This is a genomic window from Microbacterium sp. MYb66, assembly GCF_002979435.1.
Taxonomy (GTDB): domain Bacteria; phylum Actinomycetota; class Actinomycetes; order Actinomycetales; family Microbacteriaceae; genus Microbacterium.
Genome location: NZ_PCOV01000003.1, coordinates 172,531 through 187,127, shown reverse-complemented (window position 1 = coordinate 187,127; position 14,597 = coordinate 172,531). Strand labels below are relative to the sequence as shown.

Genomic DNA, 14,597 nt, shown 5'->3' with positions numbered 1-14,597 from the left:
CGCGTGTCAGACGACCCGGTTGCCACCCACGTAGGTCGCCGTCACCTGCGTCGTCGCGAGATCCTCGGCCGAGACGGTGACGGGATCGCGGTCGACGACGATGAAGTCTGCGAGGAGGCCGGGGGAGAGGGCTCCCACCTCATGCTCGCTGAACAGCTGCCAGGCCGCGTTCGCGGTGTGCGCGTGAAGTGCCTGCTCGCGGGTGACCGGAGTGCCGCCCGGCATCCGGTATCCGTTGCGCGTGGTGCGGGTCTCGGCGACGGCCATGTTGCGGAACGGCTCGTTCGGAGTGACCCAGCCGTCGTTGTGGAACGTGGCCCGGTGGCCGGCGGCGAACGCGGCTCCGGCATCCGCCCACGCTCCGCCGTGCTCAGGACCGAAGAGGTCGTCGACGAGCACCTCGCCCCAGTAGGTGATGTGGTCGACGAACAGGCTGACGGTGACGCCGAGGGAGGCCGCGCGTTCGAACTGCACGGGCGTCATGGCCCCGCAATGCTCGAGGCGGAACCGGTGGTCGGTGAGCTCGTGCTGGGCGACGATCTGCGCGTAGACGTCGAGCGTCGCGTCGATCGCGCGGTCGCCGTGCACATGACAGGCGAGCTGCCACCCCGCGGCGGCATAGGGCTCGGCGATCGTGCGCAGCTGTTCGGCCGTGTAGTTCGCGTGCCCGATGTGATGCGGTTCGAGCCCGAGGGAACGGGTCGCCGGGGTGTCGAGGTAGGGGAAGGAGGTCGCGATGTTGCCCACCCATGGCGAACCGTCCGACCAGGTCTTCACCCCCGTCTGCCGGAACACGGGATCGTCGCCGCCGCGCGGGGCCGCGACTCCGCCCGGGCGGGACATCTCGTACCACCGCAGCCGCACGGGCATCGCGCCCTGCGTGCGGAGGGCATCGATGAGCGGGTTGAGGTCGGGGTTCCACGACAGGTCCGACACCGTGGTGATGCCGCGGGATGCCAGGTCGCGCAGATGCGCGGGAAGGATCCGGGGGAGATGCTGCTGCGCCTTGGCGAGCATCGGCGCCACGACCTGCTCGACCGCGGCGGCCTCGAGCGCGACGCCGGTCAGCTCCCCCACGGCATCGCGGCCGAAGGAGGCGCCGACCGGGTCGGGAGTGTTCCGATCGAGGCCCGCGGCGAGCGCGGCCGCCGTGTTGAAGTACACGGAGTGGCCGGAGTTGTGGATGACGACGAGGGGCACGCTGCCTGCGAGCTCGTCGAGGAAGCGGATGTCGGGGTCGGGCAGTCCGCGCTGCAGCAGAGCATCCCACCCGTTCGCGAAGACCGCTTCGCCACCGGCATCCGCCACCGCCGTGCGGAGAGCCGCGAGGACTCCTTCCGCGTCGGGGATCACGACGGGGCGGAGATCGACGACGAGGTCGGACAGCAGGATCGCGGAGAATCCCGGATGTCCGTGCGGCTCGATCAGTCCGGGCATGACCAAGCCGTCGAGGGCTGTGGTCTCGGCATCCGGGAAGCGGAGGCGGATCTCGTCCGCCGCTCCGACGGCCACGATCCTGCCTCCGTCGACGGCCATCGCCTCCGCGTGAGCGTCGGCGCTCGGGGAGAGCGGACGGATGCGGCCGGTGAAGACTGTCGTCATGGCGCCAGTCTGGCAGGCAGGCGATCGATCACGAATCAAGAAGCACACGGACCGTCGACCTCCGTAGTGTGATTCCCACACCGGCAGCACTTCGAGAGGACCGATCATGGCCGAGAAAGAGAAGAACTTCAGCGCCGAGGAACGCGAGGCCATGCAGGCCGCCGCGAAGGAAGCCCGTACCCGACGTTCCCGGGCCAAGAAGTCGCCCGAAGAACTGCGCGCCGCGGGGGAGGCCGACATCAAGGAGGCGATCGAGAAGCTGACGCCCGAAGACCAGGCCCTCTCGAACAAGCTGCACGCCCTCGTCTCCGAGGTCGCGCCTGAGCTCGTGCCCCGCACCTACTACGGGATGCCGGCCTGGGGACGCGACGGGAAGGTGCTCTGCTTCTTCCAACCCGCCAGCAAGTTCAAGGTGCGCTACGGCACGTTCGGCTTCGAGCCCATCTCCAACCTCGACGACGGCACCGTCTGGCCGACCGCGTACGCGGTCACCGATCTCACCAAGGCCGACCTGGAGTTCCTCGCCGTGCGCATCCGCGTCGCGATCAGCTGACACCCGCCGGAAGGGTGCGCGGCGACGGGCCGCGCACCCGCACGATCGGGGTGCCGCGCGAACGGCTCCCGAGTAGCGTGGAGCCCGTGAGCACACTGCCCTTCCCCGCTTCCGTGTACGCCGCCCGTCTCGCCCGCGCCGCAGCCCTCGCCGCTGAGGCGGGGCTCGATGCGATCATCGTCGGCCCCGGTCCCGACCTGCAGTATCTGGTGGGCGTCGAGGGCGACACGATCGAACGGCTCACCGCTCTGGTGATCGGTCCCTCCGTCGCAGCCACGGTCGTCGTCCCGCGGATGGAGCTCGCGAAGGTGCGCACCACCGCGGTCGGCGAGCTCGGGCTCACGGTCGCCGACTGGGTCGACGGGGAAGACCCGTACGCTCTGGTCACCGATGCCGTGGGCACCGTGTCCCGGGTCGGTGTCTCCGATGCCCTGCCCGCGCTGCACGTCATCCCGATCGGCGATCGGCTCGGCGTGCACCTCGAACTCGCGACCCCCGTGCTCCGCGAAGGCCGCATGATCAAGGATGCCGAGGAGATCACCGAGCTGCGCAGAGCCGGCGACGCGATCGACGCGGTGCACCGCCGCGTGCCGGAGTGGCTTCGGGCCGGACGCACCGAGCGCGAGGTCGCGGCCGACATCGCCGAGGCCATCGTCGCCGAAGGCCACCGCACGGTCGAGTTCGTGATCGTCGGATCCGGCCCGAACGGTGCCGACCCGCACCACGAGGTCTCGGACCGGGTGATCCACGAGGGCGACATCGTCGTGGTCGACATCGGGGGCGCCGTGCCGAGCGGGTACAACTCCGACAGCACCAGGACCTATGTCGTCGGCACGCCCGACCCCGCTGCGGCTGAGCGCATCGCGGTTCTCGTGCGTGCGCAGCAGGCGGCGGTGGATGCCGTTCGTCCCGGCGCGACGGCGTCCGAGGTGGATGCTGCGGCTCGCACCGTGCTCGCCGAGGCAGGTCTGGGTGAGGCGTTCCTGCACCGCACGGGACACGGCATCGGCGTCTCGGTGCACGAGGAGCCCTACATCGCGCCCGGCAACGACCTCGTGCTGCGTGAGGGCATGGCGTTCAGCATCGAGCCCGGCATCTACTTCGCCGGCGCATGGGGTGCGCGCATCGAGGACATCGTGGTCGTCACGGCCGACGGCGGGGAGCGGTTGAACGTCGCCCCGCACGAGCTGGTGGCCGTCGGTGCTGGCGTAGGGGGTGCCTGATGTCCGACGCGCCGGCGAGGCCGCAGAGTCCTCAGAAGGTCTCGGCGAGTCACGGCGGTCTCATCCACGAGGTGAGGATCAGCTGGTGGCAGACCGACGACTGGCAATGGGTGGTCGTCGTGAACTCCCCCGATCTCGGTGCTGTCGAGCGGCGGGCGAATGACGCCTTCGAGGCGTTGTGCCTGGTGCGGGAGGAGCTCGAGCCCCGGGGTTGGCGACTGGGGGTCGCGGGTGCCCAGGCCGACGTCTGGCCCAGTGGCATGGCACGTGATCAGGGCGGCGGTCTGAGTGCGTACCGGTTCGGCGGGGTGAGCGTGCAGGAGGTCGTCTTCACATTCAGCCCGGTGGACCCGGGGACGGTGACATCTCTCGCGGAACAGCGCGCGGAAGCGGACCGCTACTTCTCGCAGCTCGGCGGCTCCGGGCGTTGAGGTCCTTGTCCGCGCGGTAGCATCAGCGCATGCGCCGCCGCCGCAAGGTCTCCTCCGCCACCGCGTCGCCGGCGACCCGTGCGCGCTATGCGAAGCGACGGACGAACCGCCTCGCCAAGGTCGACAACGACCTCACCGATGCGCAGTGGCACGACCTCATGGACGCGTGGGGCGGATGCGCCTACTGCGGCGGTGACGGGGCCGCCCTGCAGCGCGACTGCATCCAGCCCATCTCGCGCGGCGGCCGCTACACGCTCGAGAACGTCGTCCCTGCCTGCACCTCCTGCAACGCCAGCAAGCACAACGACGAGGTCACCGGCTGGCTCCGCCGCAAGAAGCTCGACGAGCGCACGTTCCTCGTCCGCCACGCGACGATCCTGCGGGACCTGCGGCCGGCAGGCTGACGGCGCCGTCGGCGGCCGACACGCTCACGCCGTGAGCCGGGATCTCAGTTGCTGTGCTCTCGCGGAGCCAGCGGTTCTCCGGCGCGAAGACGAAGTCAGTGACCGACCTTCGTGTCGAGACGAGCGAATACTGGCTCATCGGGGTCGACTCCGATGCATACACCCCAGCGTCGTGAGAGTTCATGCAGGAGAGCAGTGCCGATGATCGCATCCGCTGCGAGATGACCACTGTCGACTTCGATGCTCCCGGTCGTGCGCTCGCGCACCGCCGAAGCCGCCGTCCCGACCACCAGCGTCGCGCGAGATTTCACCTCCAGCTGCCCGTGGAGGACATGCTCGCGGGCGCCGCCGAGCAGGATCTGGGCCGAGTCCTCCGACACGCTGTCCATCTGCCCGTGCAGGTATGTGCGCGTCTCGAAAGCGGCGGCGGGAATGTGCAGCGCCTCACGCAGCACGAGGGCGATCGCCTCCGCCGCCCCCTGCCAGGGTCCGCCTCCGACCACGTCGATGGAGGCGCACCCGCTGAATCGCGATGCCCAGGAATCGAGAAGGTGGTCATGTTCATCGAGGAGTCGCTCGAGGTCGGCTCCGACCCGATCCCATCGGGTGCCCGGCTCACCCGTCGTCCACCGTTCGACGAGCATCGCCAACGCCGCAGCGGTCGCGCTGTAGGCGATCGTCGATACGCCGCTGTCGGGGAGCCCCCCGAGGTCGAGACTCGCCTCCGCCGCAGCAGCGAGAGGCGAAGACGCCTCGTTGGTCACTGCGATCCGCCGGACTCCTTCGACCCGCTGAAGGGCCCGCAGCGGTTCCGGCGAACGGCCGCTCTGCGAGATCCCGATGTAGACGTCCGCGACCCGAGTCCCGTCCGGGGGCAGCTCGGCACCGGTGTATCGATGCGCGAGCCGCCCCCGGCGGAGAAGATCCCAGGCCGCGCTCTGACCCGCCGCATGACTCGCCCCGATCCCCACGAAAGCGACCGTCGCGTCGCGGGGCACGGCGAAGTCGGGCCCGCGAACGATCTCGCGGATCGTCGGCAGGGCTTCCGACAGTACTGCGGGCTGTCGGAGCACTGCCTCGCCGAAGGGCCGCCCCGGAGCTTGGTCGAATTGCTGTTCGGCCTGAAGATCCATCATCACTCGTCCTAGTCGACGTTGTAGTACTTGTCGGCGAAGCGGAGGCTGTCGTTCACCGTGATGGTCTCGACCTTGTTCGCCTCCAGGCCCCACTTCTCGTAGAGCTCCGCGTAAGCGCCCTCCTCGACCAGTGCAGTCAGCGCTGCGTGCACCGCGTCACGCAGCTTCGCCGATTCGTCGTCCTTCGGGAAGGCGATGGCCTGATAGCCCTGCGCATACAACTCGGTGGTGAGCGCTTCGAGGTCGCCGCCGTGTTCCTCGGACTGCTGGTAGTAGATGGCCGATCCGAGCGTCTCCATGCTCGCGTCGGCGCGGCCCGAACGCACAGCGAGGAACCCTTCGCTCGACGAGGGCAGCGGCAGCAGGGTGATGGGCTCGGCGCACTTCTCGTTCTTGCGCGTGAGCAGCTCGAGCGGCACGGATCCTTGCACCGCCGCGACGTTCAGGCCGCAGAGGTCATCGATGGTCTTGATGCCGCCGGGGTTGCCCTTCGGGACGATGATGGCCGTACCCTCGGTCTGGTAGTCGACGAGATCCATCACCTCCGATCTTTCCGGGGTGTCACTGATGCCCGCGATCGCGAAATCGTAGCGGCCGGCCTGCACGGCCGTGAGAAGCCCGGCGAAGTCGATCGCCGAGTACTCGACCTCGACGCCGAGTTTGCAGCCGATGAGCTGACCGAGTTCGATGTCGAGACCCGCGAGTTCGTCGTTCTCGTCCGTGAACTCATACGGTGGCAGCGTCGGATCGGTACCGACCTGGACCACGCCGGACTCGGCGACCGACGTCGGCAGCAGTGCCGCAAGGTCGGCCGAGGCCTTCGCGTCGATGCCGGTTCCGGCACATCCGTCCGCGGTCGGAGGGCTCGTGTCGCCGGCATCCGGCTCGGAAGTGCAGCCGGCGAGGACGAGCGCCATGACGACGGCGCCGACGGGCAGGAGGTTTCGAGTGCGCATTGCGGGTTCCTCTCGGTGGTGCATGGGGTTGCCAGTGGTGGGGTGGTGCGGTGATGCAGTCTCAGTGGGTGGCGGTGCGTCCCAGGAAGTCCCTGGCGCGTTCGGTGCGCGGGGACGAGAAGAACTCGTCGGGGGCTCCGTGTTCGTGCACGACCCCGTCTGCCATGAAGACGACCTGGTCGGCGACATTCCTCGCGAACCCCATCTCATGGGTGACGACGATCATCGTCATGCCCGACGCGGCGAGGTCCTTCATGACCTCGAGAACTTCGCCGACCAGTTCAGGATCGAGCGCCGAGGTGGGCTCGTCGAAGAGCATGAGCTCCGGCTGCATCGCGAGGGCGCGAGCGATGGCGACCCGCTGCTGCTGCCCGCCGGAGAGCTGTTGCGGGTAACTGGACTCCTTTCCGGCCAGACCCACGCGCTTCAACAGCGCCCGAGCGCGCTCGCCCGCCTCGATCTTCGAGAGGCCGAGCACCCGCACCGGCGCATCCATCACGTTGCGCAGCGCAGTCATGTGCGGGAACAGGTTGAAGCTCTGGAAGACCATCCCGATCTTCGCCCGCCGCGCGGCGATCTGCCGCTCGCGCAACTCGTGCAGTGCACCGCCGCGACGCTCGTACCCGACGAGATCGTCTCCGACCTGCAGCGTCCCGCCGTCGATGCGCTCAAGATGATTGATGCAGCGCAGGAAGGTGGATTTCCCGCTGCCCGAGGGTCCGATGATGCAGGTGACCTCCCCGCGACGAGCGATCAGCTCGACGCCCTTCAGCACCTCGGTCGGACCGTACGACTTGCGGACGTTGCGGGCGATGACGGCATCGACGGTCATGAGGTGCTCCTTGCAGTGGAACGGAGCGGCAACATGCCGCGGAGCACACTCCGGAAGGTCAGTTTGTCCGGGGTGCGTGCATAGCCCCGCGAAAGTCGTCGCTCGAGGTAGTACTGGCCGACGCTGGCCACGGTCGTCATCGCGATGTACCAGATGCTCGCGACGATGAGCAGCTCTATCACGAGGTAGTTGCGGGCTGAGATCTCCTGCACGCGGGTCAGCAGGTCTTGCGCGGCGACGACCGAGACGAGCGATGTCGTCTTGAGCATGTTGATCGTCTCGTTGCCCGTCGGCGGCACGATCACGCGCAGCGCCTGCGGGAGGATGATGCGTGTCATCGTCTGCAGCGGCGTGTATCCCAGCGCCGCGGCCGCCTCACCCTGCCCGCGATCGATCGAGGTGATGCCGGCGCGGATGATCTCGGCCATATACGCCGCCTCGTTCAGAGACAGGGCCAGCAGCGCGGCGACGAATCCGGTCACGAGCTGATTCGTCGAAACCTGGAACTCACCGACGCCGATCATCGGCACGAACAAGGCGATGTTGAACCAGAAGACGATCTGCACCAGCACGGGTGTTCCCCGGAAGAACCAGATGTAGAGTCCCGCGATCCAGCGAAGCACCCCATTCGCGGACTGCCGCATGACGGCGAGGACCACACCGAGGACGACACCGATGACCATCGACAGGACGGTGAGTTGGATCGTGACCCAGACGCCCTGCAGGACGGTGGGTCCGAACAGATACCTGCCGACGGCGTCCCAGCGGATCTGCTCGTTGGTCGCGAAGAAGTACAGCAGCCCGCCGAGGAGGATGATCGCGACGGTTCCAGCGACGAAACGGCCTCTGTGCCGGACCGGGATCACACGCTCCGCGGTGGATGAGTCGTCAGACATCGACGTGCTCCTTTCGAGCGAGGGAGGCGCCGGCCGGCGTGTCTTCCCTGGTCTTGGTCGGGATAAGGGTTGCCGGAGCATCTGCTGCCGCGAGACCGGCGGCACCGATCCAACACGACTCCGCTCCGAATCGGGCCGGAACGGCGGGAACGAGCGAGGTGTGCCAGTCGTGGAGCAGGACTTCGAGCACACCGTCGATGAGATCCACATACTCGGAGAATCCCGCGGCCAGGCCACCGCCCAGCACGATCACATCCGGATCGGTCGAGGTCGCAAGCCCCGCGATGAGAGAGCCGACTTGCCAGGAGGCGTGCTCGACCACACGTCGAGCCCACCACTCACCCCCGCGGAATCGATCGGCGAGAGCGTGGGCGTCGGCGGCGGCGACCGATCCGGCGAATGCTGCGGCCAGACCGGGGCCGGAGGCGATGTCCTCGACGCTCCGCCATGACGGTCGCGTGCGCCACCCACTGCGGAAGGGGGGAGTGCTGCCGCTCAGGATGCCGGCGCCGTAGGAGCCCGTATCCGGTACGCCGTCCGTGACCACGCAATGCGCGATCCCGGTGCCGAGAGTGACATAGAGAACGCGTCGCGCTCCTTCGCCTGCACCCCACCGGGCCTCGGCGACAGCTCCGCATGCGGCGTCCGGCATGATCTCGACAGCGTTCGGCACATCGAGCGCGTGCGCGAGGTCGACGCCCGTCCACCCGAACCACCCGCGAGGGTCACGCACCCGGCCGTCCGCGTCCATCGTCGTCGCGAGGGAGATCCCGATGCGCGCGCCCGGCCCCGCGAAGCGAGCGATGGCGTCGGTGACGGCGAGGAGATTGGCGTGTCCGTCGCGCTGCACGGTCGGGATCACCGCGAGTTCGCGATGCTCGCCGCCTGCAGAGAGTTCTCCGACGGCGATCTTCGTGCCACCGACATCGATGCCGAGTGCGACCTGCGTGCTCATCACGCCTCGGCCGTGATCGTGACCCGGGTGTAGCGGAAGACCCCCGGCTCGACGCCCGCGTGCTCGCCCCACTGATAGATGAGAGGGATGAGAGCCGCGAGCTCGGACACTCCGGCGAGGCTCGGAGAGGGCGGAACGGTGAGGTCGTCCGGAGTCTCGCCACCCGTCACCGCCTCGTTCCCGAGGATGAGCGAGCGCTGAGGGATGGTCCGCAGATCACGGGCGAGTGCTTTGTCTGCGGCCCGCGAGACATCGCCCGGCCCGCGGAGGAGGATCGTGAGCTGGTCGGGTTGGATCGACTCCATCGGACCGTGTCGGAAGTTGTTCGGATCCCAGCTCGTGGAGGGAACGCGAGAGATCTCGCGGAGCAGGAGGGTGACCTGCTGAGCGACGCCGAGAAGATGCCCTCGGCCGAGAACGTCGACGCTCGATGCGGGGACGCCTGCGATGAGACGCCGTCCGCTCGCGACAGCGCGTTCCACGGCATCGGCATCGGCTGCGATGTCCGGCAGCGGGGCACCGCGCGTGGCGGCTCCCATTCGCACGAGCGCCATCACTGTCGCGATGTAGCTGTCGATCGGGCTGGGGTGCTCCAGGCCGAGGAGAATCTCGTGCGACGTGAGCGCCGCGAGCGGGGTTGCGCTCTCTCCGACCACCGCGATCGTGCGGTGCAGTCCCGCGGCTCGCATCCGCTCGGCGAGTTCGATGAGTTCGACGCTCTCGCCGCTCGTGGATATCAGGACGGCGGTGTCCGCCGGGCCGATCCGGTCGAGCGACGCACGGTGGTACTCGGAGGCCAGCTCCGCTCGGGCATCGACTCCCTCTCGTCGGAGACGGCTCGTGGCCGCGACGGCGGCGTTGTGCGAGCCGCCCATCCCGAAGACGCGCAGGGCGCCGCCGGAGTAGAGCCACCCTGGGTAGGTCGTTCCTGCCTGCCCCTGCCAGGTGGTGCGCACCGCTTCTCCGGTGAGGTTGGCCACGTCGTATCGACTCACGAAACACCCTTCATTGATTTGAAAAGTAATTTAGTTAGTTAATCCACCACTGTCAACAGTCGGTGCTCGATAGAGTGATTCGCAACGAAAGGACGAAGATGTGGCGACCTGATGCCGAGCCGACGAGCACGCATCCCTCCCTGACCTCGACTCAGGCGACGATCCTTCGAATCCTCCTCGACGAAGGCCCACTGACCAGACCCGAGCTCACCGAGCGCAGCGAACTGTCGTCGCCGACGGTGATCCACGTCATTGCCGAGCTCGAGGGGGCACGGCTGGTCGACCACGTCGACTCCCGACAAGGTGCGCGTGGACGCGCGGCTCAGGTGTACGGGCTCGGGCAACGCTCCGGCTGGGTGCTCGGCGTCGACTACGGAACCAGCCACGTGGAGTTCGTCGCGATCGACCTGACCGGGGCCGTCGTCTCGAGTCAGCGTGTGGCGATCGAGATCGACCGAAACCGCCCGACAGCTGTGGACGACCGGGTGCGCGGAGAACTCGCGCGATTCCGCACCTCCTCGAACCGCCGCTTCGGCACCCTCCGTCGCGTCGGCCTCGCCGTGCCCACCATCGTGCCTCCCGCGCATCGTCACTATCGGAAGAGCGCAGCCCCGGACACCGGGTCCCCGCTTTCCGCCGAGAACTCGACCACCGGCCCGTCCTTCGACCTCGCCGGCCTCATCGAGACTCTCGCTCTCCCACGAGAGGTCGAGGTGACGCTCGAGAACAACATCAACTGCTCCGCGTTCGCGGAGTCTCGGCGTCCGGAACGCGGCAGTGTCGACCTGTTGTACCTGCACCTCGGACAGGGCGGCGTCGGGATAGGCGTCGTCAGCGATGGGCACCTGCTCCGTGGCTCCACAGGCTCCGCAGGAGAGATGCGCTGGTTCCCCTACCCCTTCGGCCCGGACGCGGCGCCCACCTTCACGCTCGAGGAGTACTTCGGGGCGCGGGGCTTCCTGGACCGCGCCCGACAGCACTATGAAGCGAACGGGAGGACGGCGCCTGCTTCGCACACAGAAGTCTTCACCCGGGCCGCATCCGGAGACCCCCTCGCCGACGAGGTCATCGACGTCTATGCAGGCAACGTCGCGCTCGCGCTTGCAGCTTTCATCTCCGTCACGGACCCCGAAGCGGGTGTCCTCGGTGGCGGACTGGGAAACAATGCGATCCTCGTCGAACGCGTCAGCAAGCATCTCGCTGCAATCGGACGCCCCCTCGCTCTCACCGGCGACCTCGGCGAGACGAGCAGCGCCCAAGGCGCCGCCGTTCTCGCACTCGATCTCGTTCGGCGTTCGCTGGGCGTTTCGACCTGACGGAAGACCCAAAGAAAAACCCCGGAATCCGCTGATCTGACGGGCTTCCGGGGTTCTGTGTTCCTGTGGAGCCTAGGAGATTCGAACTCCTGACATCCTGCTTGCAAAGCAGGCGCTCTACCAACTGAGCTAAGGCCCCGTGAGGGATTTTCTTGAGTTAAGGAGTGGGGCTACCAGGACTTGAACCTGGGACCTCTTCATTATCAGTGAAGCGCTCTAACCGCCTGAGCTATAGCCCCGTCAACCTCCAAGACTTTACCGGAGAAAGACGGAAAATCCGAATCGAGGGCGAGGACCCCGCCGGGTCCTCGCCCTCGACGATGTTCAGCGCCCGGGACGGATGGTCGCGGTCCCGGCCGACAACGAGACGTCGATGGTCCGGCGCGCGCTCGGAGCCTCCTGCACCTTGGCGTTCAAGGTGCCTGCGCTGATGTCCTGGGTGATCGCGTACTCCACGTCGGGGACGGTCAGATCGAGCGTCCCCGCGCTCACGTCGATCAGGGTCTGCGTCGGCGCCGTACCGGTCAGCTCGATGGTGAGATCGCCCGCCGAGACACCGAGGTCGGCCTCCGTCACCCCGTCGAGCAGGACGTCGGCGCGGCCGGCGCTCATCTGCACGTCGAGTTCCCTGGCTGCACCTTCGACGTCGAGCGCGCCGGCGCTGACGGTGATGTCGAGCGTGCCGAAGTCTCCGACGACGTCGAGGCTCCCCGCGTCCAGCGTGAGGTCGGCGTCGAGCTCCGCGCCGCGAAGACTCTCCGGCAGCGTCAGCACCGCGATCTCCTCGTCACCGAACCAGTTGCCGAACCACCAGCCGAACACACCCTGCGGACTCCGGACGATCAGTTCGTCACCGTCCCGCTCGAAGGTCCAGGCGGTGCCCCGACCGTTGGTGATCGCCAGTTCGGCCTCGTCGACGTCGCCGAACTCCACTCGCATGCTGCTGGCATCCGCATCCAGGTCGATCCCCTCGATGCCTTCGATGCCCACCGTCTGCACGGAGTCGGGGCTGCTCGACGACGCGATGGTCCCGACCGCGGCCGCCGCGGCCGTGCCGCCGGCGCCGAGCAGGGCGATCCCGCCGACCACGGCTGTCACGACCATGATGGCCGTCGCGCCGGACGAACGTCCACCGGACGGTCCGGTCGGCGGCGGCGTCGGGGATGCCGGCGGAGGCCCCTGCGGAACCGACATCTGCGGCGGGGAAGGGGGCGGCGGGGTGAGCGGGGTGTGCTCGCCGGGTGCGCCGTTGTTCTCGGTGGTCATCGTGCCACTCCTGTCTGGCCGGTCGGCGGCGTCGTGCCACCGGTGTTCTCGATGTGGGCGAGGGCGGCGAGCACGCGGCGATTGCCCGACTCGTCCTGCTCGAAGCCCAGCTTCTGGAAGATGGAGGTGATGTGCTTCTCGACGCTCGCCTCCGAGAGGAACAGGAGACCTGCGATCGCCTGGTTCGATTTGCCTTCGGCGATCAGCGCGAGCACGGTCCGCTCGCGCTCGGTGAGCCGCATCATCCGGTCGTCTCTGTTCCGCCGTGTGAGCAGCTGTGCGACGACCTCGGGGTCGAGTACGGTCGCACCCTCCGAGATGCGCTGCACGGAGACGAGGAACTCGGCGACATCGGCGACCCGATCCTTGAGCAGATACCCGAGAGGGCCTCCCTGTGCCGCGATCAGATCCGATGCGTATCGCTCCTCGACGTACTGCGAGAGCACGAGGATCGCGAGCGACGGATGCGACGACCGCAGCCGGAGTGCCGCGCGGATGCCCTCATCGGTGAAGGTCGGAGGAAGACGCACATCCAGGATGCACAGATTCGGTGCGGTGCTCGCGACGGCCTCGTCGAGCCCCTCGGTGTCGGGAAGAGCGGCGACCACTTCATGGCCGGCGTCCTCGAGCAGTCGCACGAGGCCCTCGCGCAGCAGGACGGAGTCCTCGCAGATCAGGATGCGCACGGTACGTTCACCTCCAGGCTGGTCGGTCCGCCCTGCGGACTGTCGAGGCGGAAGGTCCCTCCCGCGGCGAGGATGCGGTTCGCGATGCCGTCGAGCCCGCCTCCGGGCTGCACCTGCGCGCCCCCGATGCCGTTGTCCTCCACCCGGGCCCACAGAGCGTTGCCCTCCCGCAGCCGCACGATCACGCGGGCCTCGCTCGCTCGTGAGTGCTTGGCGGCGTTGGTCAGGGATTCGGCGATGGAGAAGTACACGGCGGCCTCGGCCTCGCGACTGCACCGGCCGTCCATCCGCACGTCGAGGTGCACAGGGATGTGCGAACGCCCCGCCAGTGCCGACAGCGCGGCATCGAGGCCGCGGTCATCGAGCACGGACGCGTGGATACCGCGGGCGAGCTGCCGCAGCTCCGTGATGGCCGCCTTGGTCGAGGTGTGAGCCTCGTTGATCAGCTCCTTCGCGGCCTCCGGATCGTTGTCGATCTTCTGCTGTGCCAGGCCGAGCGTCATGCCGACCGAGACCAGGCGCGGCTGGACTCCGTCGTGCAGGTCACGTTCGATGCGCGTGCGCTCCACGTCGGCGGCGCGCACGGCTCCCTCCCGCTGCGCGGTCGAGGTGCGGACTCGCTCGGTGAGATCGGCCTCCTTCGGGCGGATCACGATCGCGAGCGTCAGTGTGCGGTGCAACAGGGCCAGACCGATCATGCCCACGACACAGGCGGCGATGCCGAGGAGTCCGACGAGCGGCGCCCAGGCGACGGGGATGCCGCCACCGCCGAACGGCCCCATCACGGAGTCCGCCGCGGTCAGCGGGGCGAACGAGATGATGATCGACCACACCAGGCCCCAGAAGAGGCGGAGCACGATGGCACCGAGGACGGCGGCGATCGCGAAGTTCGCGATGGCGCGCCACATGCGCCCGTCGATCGCCTGACGCCCGAGGGAACGGAGCCAGCCCGCGAATCCGGGGCGGTCGCGCGGCTGCGCGCGCAGCGGGGCTATCGGCGCGCGATAGAGTGCGCTCACGCGGGCCACCTCGAACCAGCCCAGCCCGTACAGCGCGTAGACCAGGCCCACGAGCAGGACGAGGCCGATGCCCGCGGCCAGGAGGAGGCCGAGGCCGGTGCCGAGAAGGCCGCCGAGCATTGCGAGGATGGCACCGCCGAGGGCGCCGACACCTGCCAGATGCAGGATAGTGAGGAAGAGGCGCAACGGCGGCTTCACCGCCGTTGCGGGAGCCGGAGTCACAGTCTGAGTGGTCATGGTTCCAAGGTACGGCCGGGCTGGACGGCACGACACCGAGTCATCCGGACACTCCGCTTCGGGTTTTCCGTAACGGGAGACGGGTGCTTT

At 68.3% G+C, this 14,597-nt stretch carries 15 protein-coding genes and 2 tRNA genes; 5 read left to right on the top strand and 12 right to left on the bottom strand.

The window, feature by feature from the left end; translation table 11 throughout:
• Window positions 1-6: 6 nt before the first annotated feature.
• Complete coding sequence (locus CQ045_RS08130) at window positions 7-1,602, bottom strand: amidohydrolase (RefSeq protein WP_105722527.1); 1,596 nt, start codon at window positions 1,600-1,602, stop codon at window positions 7-9.
• Window positions 1,603-1,708: 106 nt separating this feature from the next.
• Here CQ045_RS08130 and CQ045_RS08125 point away from each other — a divergent pair, with 106 nt between their 5' ends.
• The 4 genes from CQ045_RS08125 (at window position 1,709) to CQ045_RS08110 (ending at window position 4,213) form a co-directional block, all read left to right on the top strand.
• The gene (locus tag CQ045_RS08125) at window positions 1,709-2,155 is read left to right on the top strand and encodes a DUF1801 domain-containing protein (protein ID WP_105722525.1); all 447 of its coding nucleotides are present in this window, start codon (window positions 1,709-1,711) and stop codon (window positions 2,153-2,155) included.
• Between the two features lie 86 nt (window positions 2,156-2,241).
• A complete protein-coding gene (locus tag CQ045_RS08120; protein WP_105723198.1) occupies window positions 2,242-3,378 on the top strand; it encodes a Xaa-Pro peptidase family protein in 1,137 nt (378 codons plus the stop codon).
• Window positions 3,378-3,809 carry a hypothetical protein gene (locus CQ045_RS08115; RefSeq protein ID WP_105722523.1) on the top strand — a complete coding sequence of 144 codons (432 nt, stop codon included), beginning with the start codon at window positions 3,378-3,380 and terminating at the stop codon, window positions 3,807-3,809. The genes CQ045_RS08120 and CQ045_RS08115 overlap by 1 nt, the downstream gene beginning before the upstream one ends.
• A gap of 29 nt (window positions 3,810-3,838) precedes the next feature.
• Window positions 3,839-4,213, top strand: a complete 375-nt coding sequence (locus CQ045_RS08110) for an HNH endonuclease (protein ID WP_105722521.1) — start codon at window positions 3,839-3,841, stop codon at window positions 4,211-4,213.
• Between the two features lie 95 nt (window positions 4,214-4,308).
• Here CQ045_RS08110 and CQ045_RS08105 read toward each other — a convergent pair whose 3' ends face one another.
• The 6 genes from CQ045_RS08105 to CQ045_RS08080 all read right to left on the bottom strand — a co-directional run bounded on the left by CQ045_RS08105 (window position 4,309) and on the right by CQ045_RS08080 (window position 9,983).
• The gene (locus CQ045_RS08105; RefSeq protein WP_105722519.1) at window positions 4,309-5,349 is read right to left on the bottom strand and encodes an SIS domain-containing protein; all 1,041 of its coding nucleotides are present in this window, start codon (window positions 5,347-5,349) and stop codon (window positions 4,309-4,311) included.
• An 8-nt stretch (window positions 5,350-5,357) separates the two neighbouring features.
• A complete protein-coding gene (locus CQ045_RS08100) occupies window positions 5,358-6,305 on the bottom strand; it encodes an ABC transporter substrate-binding protein (RefSeq protein ID WP_181156496.1) in 948 nt (315 codons plus the stop codon).
• A 61-nt stretch (window positions 6,306-6,366) separates the two neighbouring features.
• Entirely contained in the window at window positions 6,367-7,137 is a 771-nt protein-coding gene (locus CQ045_RS08095) for an amino acid ABC transporter ATP-binding protein (RefSeq protein ID WP_105722515.1), read from the bottom strand.
• Entirely contained in the window at window positions 7,134-8,033 is a 900-nt protein-coding gene (locus tag CQ045_RS08090; RefSeq protein ID WP_105722513.1) for an amino acid ABC transporter permease, read from the bottom strand. The genes CQ045_RS08095 and CQ045_RS08090 overlap by 4 nt, the downstream gene beginning before the upstream one ends.
• Window positions 8,026-8,988, bottom strand: a complete 963-nt coding sequence (locus CQ045_RS08085; protein ID WP_105722511.1) for an ROK family protein — start codon at window positions 8,986-8,988, stop codon at window positions 8,026-8,028. The genes CQ045_RS08090 and CQ045_RS08085 overlap by 8 nt, the downstream gene beginning before the upstream one ends.
• Complete coding sequence (locus tag CQ045_RS08080) at window positions 8,988-9,983, bottom strand: SIS domain-containing protein (RefSeq protein WP_146115210.1); 996 nt, start codon at window positions 9,981-9,983, stop codon at window positions 8,988-8,990. Before CQ045_RS08080 ends, CQ045_RS08085 begins: the two co-directional genes overlap by 1 nt.
• 98 nt (window positions 9,984-10,081) lie before the next feature.
• Here CQ045_RS08080 and CQ045_RS08075 point away from each other — a divergent pair, with 98 nt between their 5' ends.
• Window positions 10,082-11,299 (top strand): ROK family transcriptional regulator, encoded by a 1,218-nt coding sequence (locus tag CQ045_RS08075; RefSeq protein ID WP_105722507.1) that lies wholly within the window; start codon window positions 10,082-10,084, stop codon window positions 11,297-11,299.
• Between the two features lie 66 nt (window positions 11,300-11,365).
• Here CQ045_RS08075 and CQ045_RS08070 read toward each other — a convergent pair.
• The 5 genes from CQ045_RS08070 to CQ045_RS08050 all read right to left on the bottom strand — a co-directional run bounded on the left by CQ045_RS08070 (window position 11,366) and on the right by CQ045_RS08050 (window position 14,507).
• Window positions 11,366-11,438, bottom strand: a tRNA-Ala gene (locus CQ045_RS08070).
• A gap of 26 nt (window positions 11,439-11,464) precedes the next feature.
• A tRNA-Ile gene (locus CQ045_RS08065) sits at window positions 11,465-11,538 on the bottom strand.
• An 85-nt stretch (window positions 11,539-11,623) separates the two neighbouring features.
• A complete protein-coding gene (locus CQ045_RS08060) occupies window positions 11,624-12,565 on the bottom strand; it encodes a hypothetical protein (protein WP_105722505.1) in 942 nt (313 codons plus the stop codon).
• Entirely contained in the window at window positions 12,562-13,251 is a 690-nt protein-coding gene (locus tag CQ045_RS08055) for a response regulator transcription factor (protein WP_105722503.1), read from the bottom strand. The genes CQ045_RS08060 and CQ045_RS08055 overlap by 4 nt, the downstream gene beginning before the upstream one ends.
• Window positions 13,239-14,507 carry a histidine kinase gene (locus CQ045_RS08050; protein WP_105722501.1) on the bottom strand — a complete coding sequence of 423 codons (1,269 nt, stop codon included), beginning with the start codon at window positions 14,505-14,507 and terminating at the stop codon, window positions 13,239-13,241. Before CQ045_RS08050 ends, CQ045_RS08055 begins: the two co-directional genes overlap by 13 nt.
• Between the last annotated feature and the right edge of the window lie 90 nt (window positions 14,508-14,597).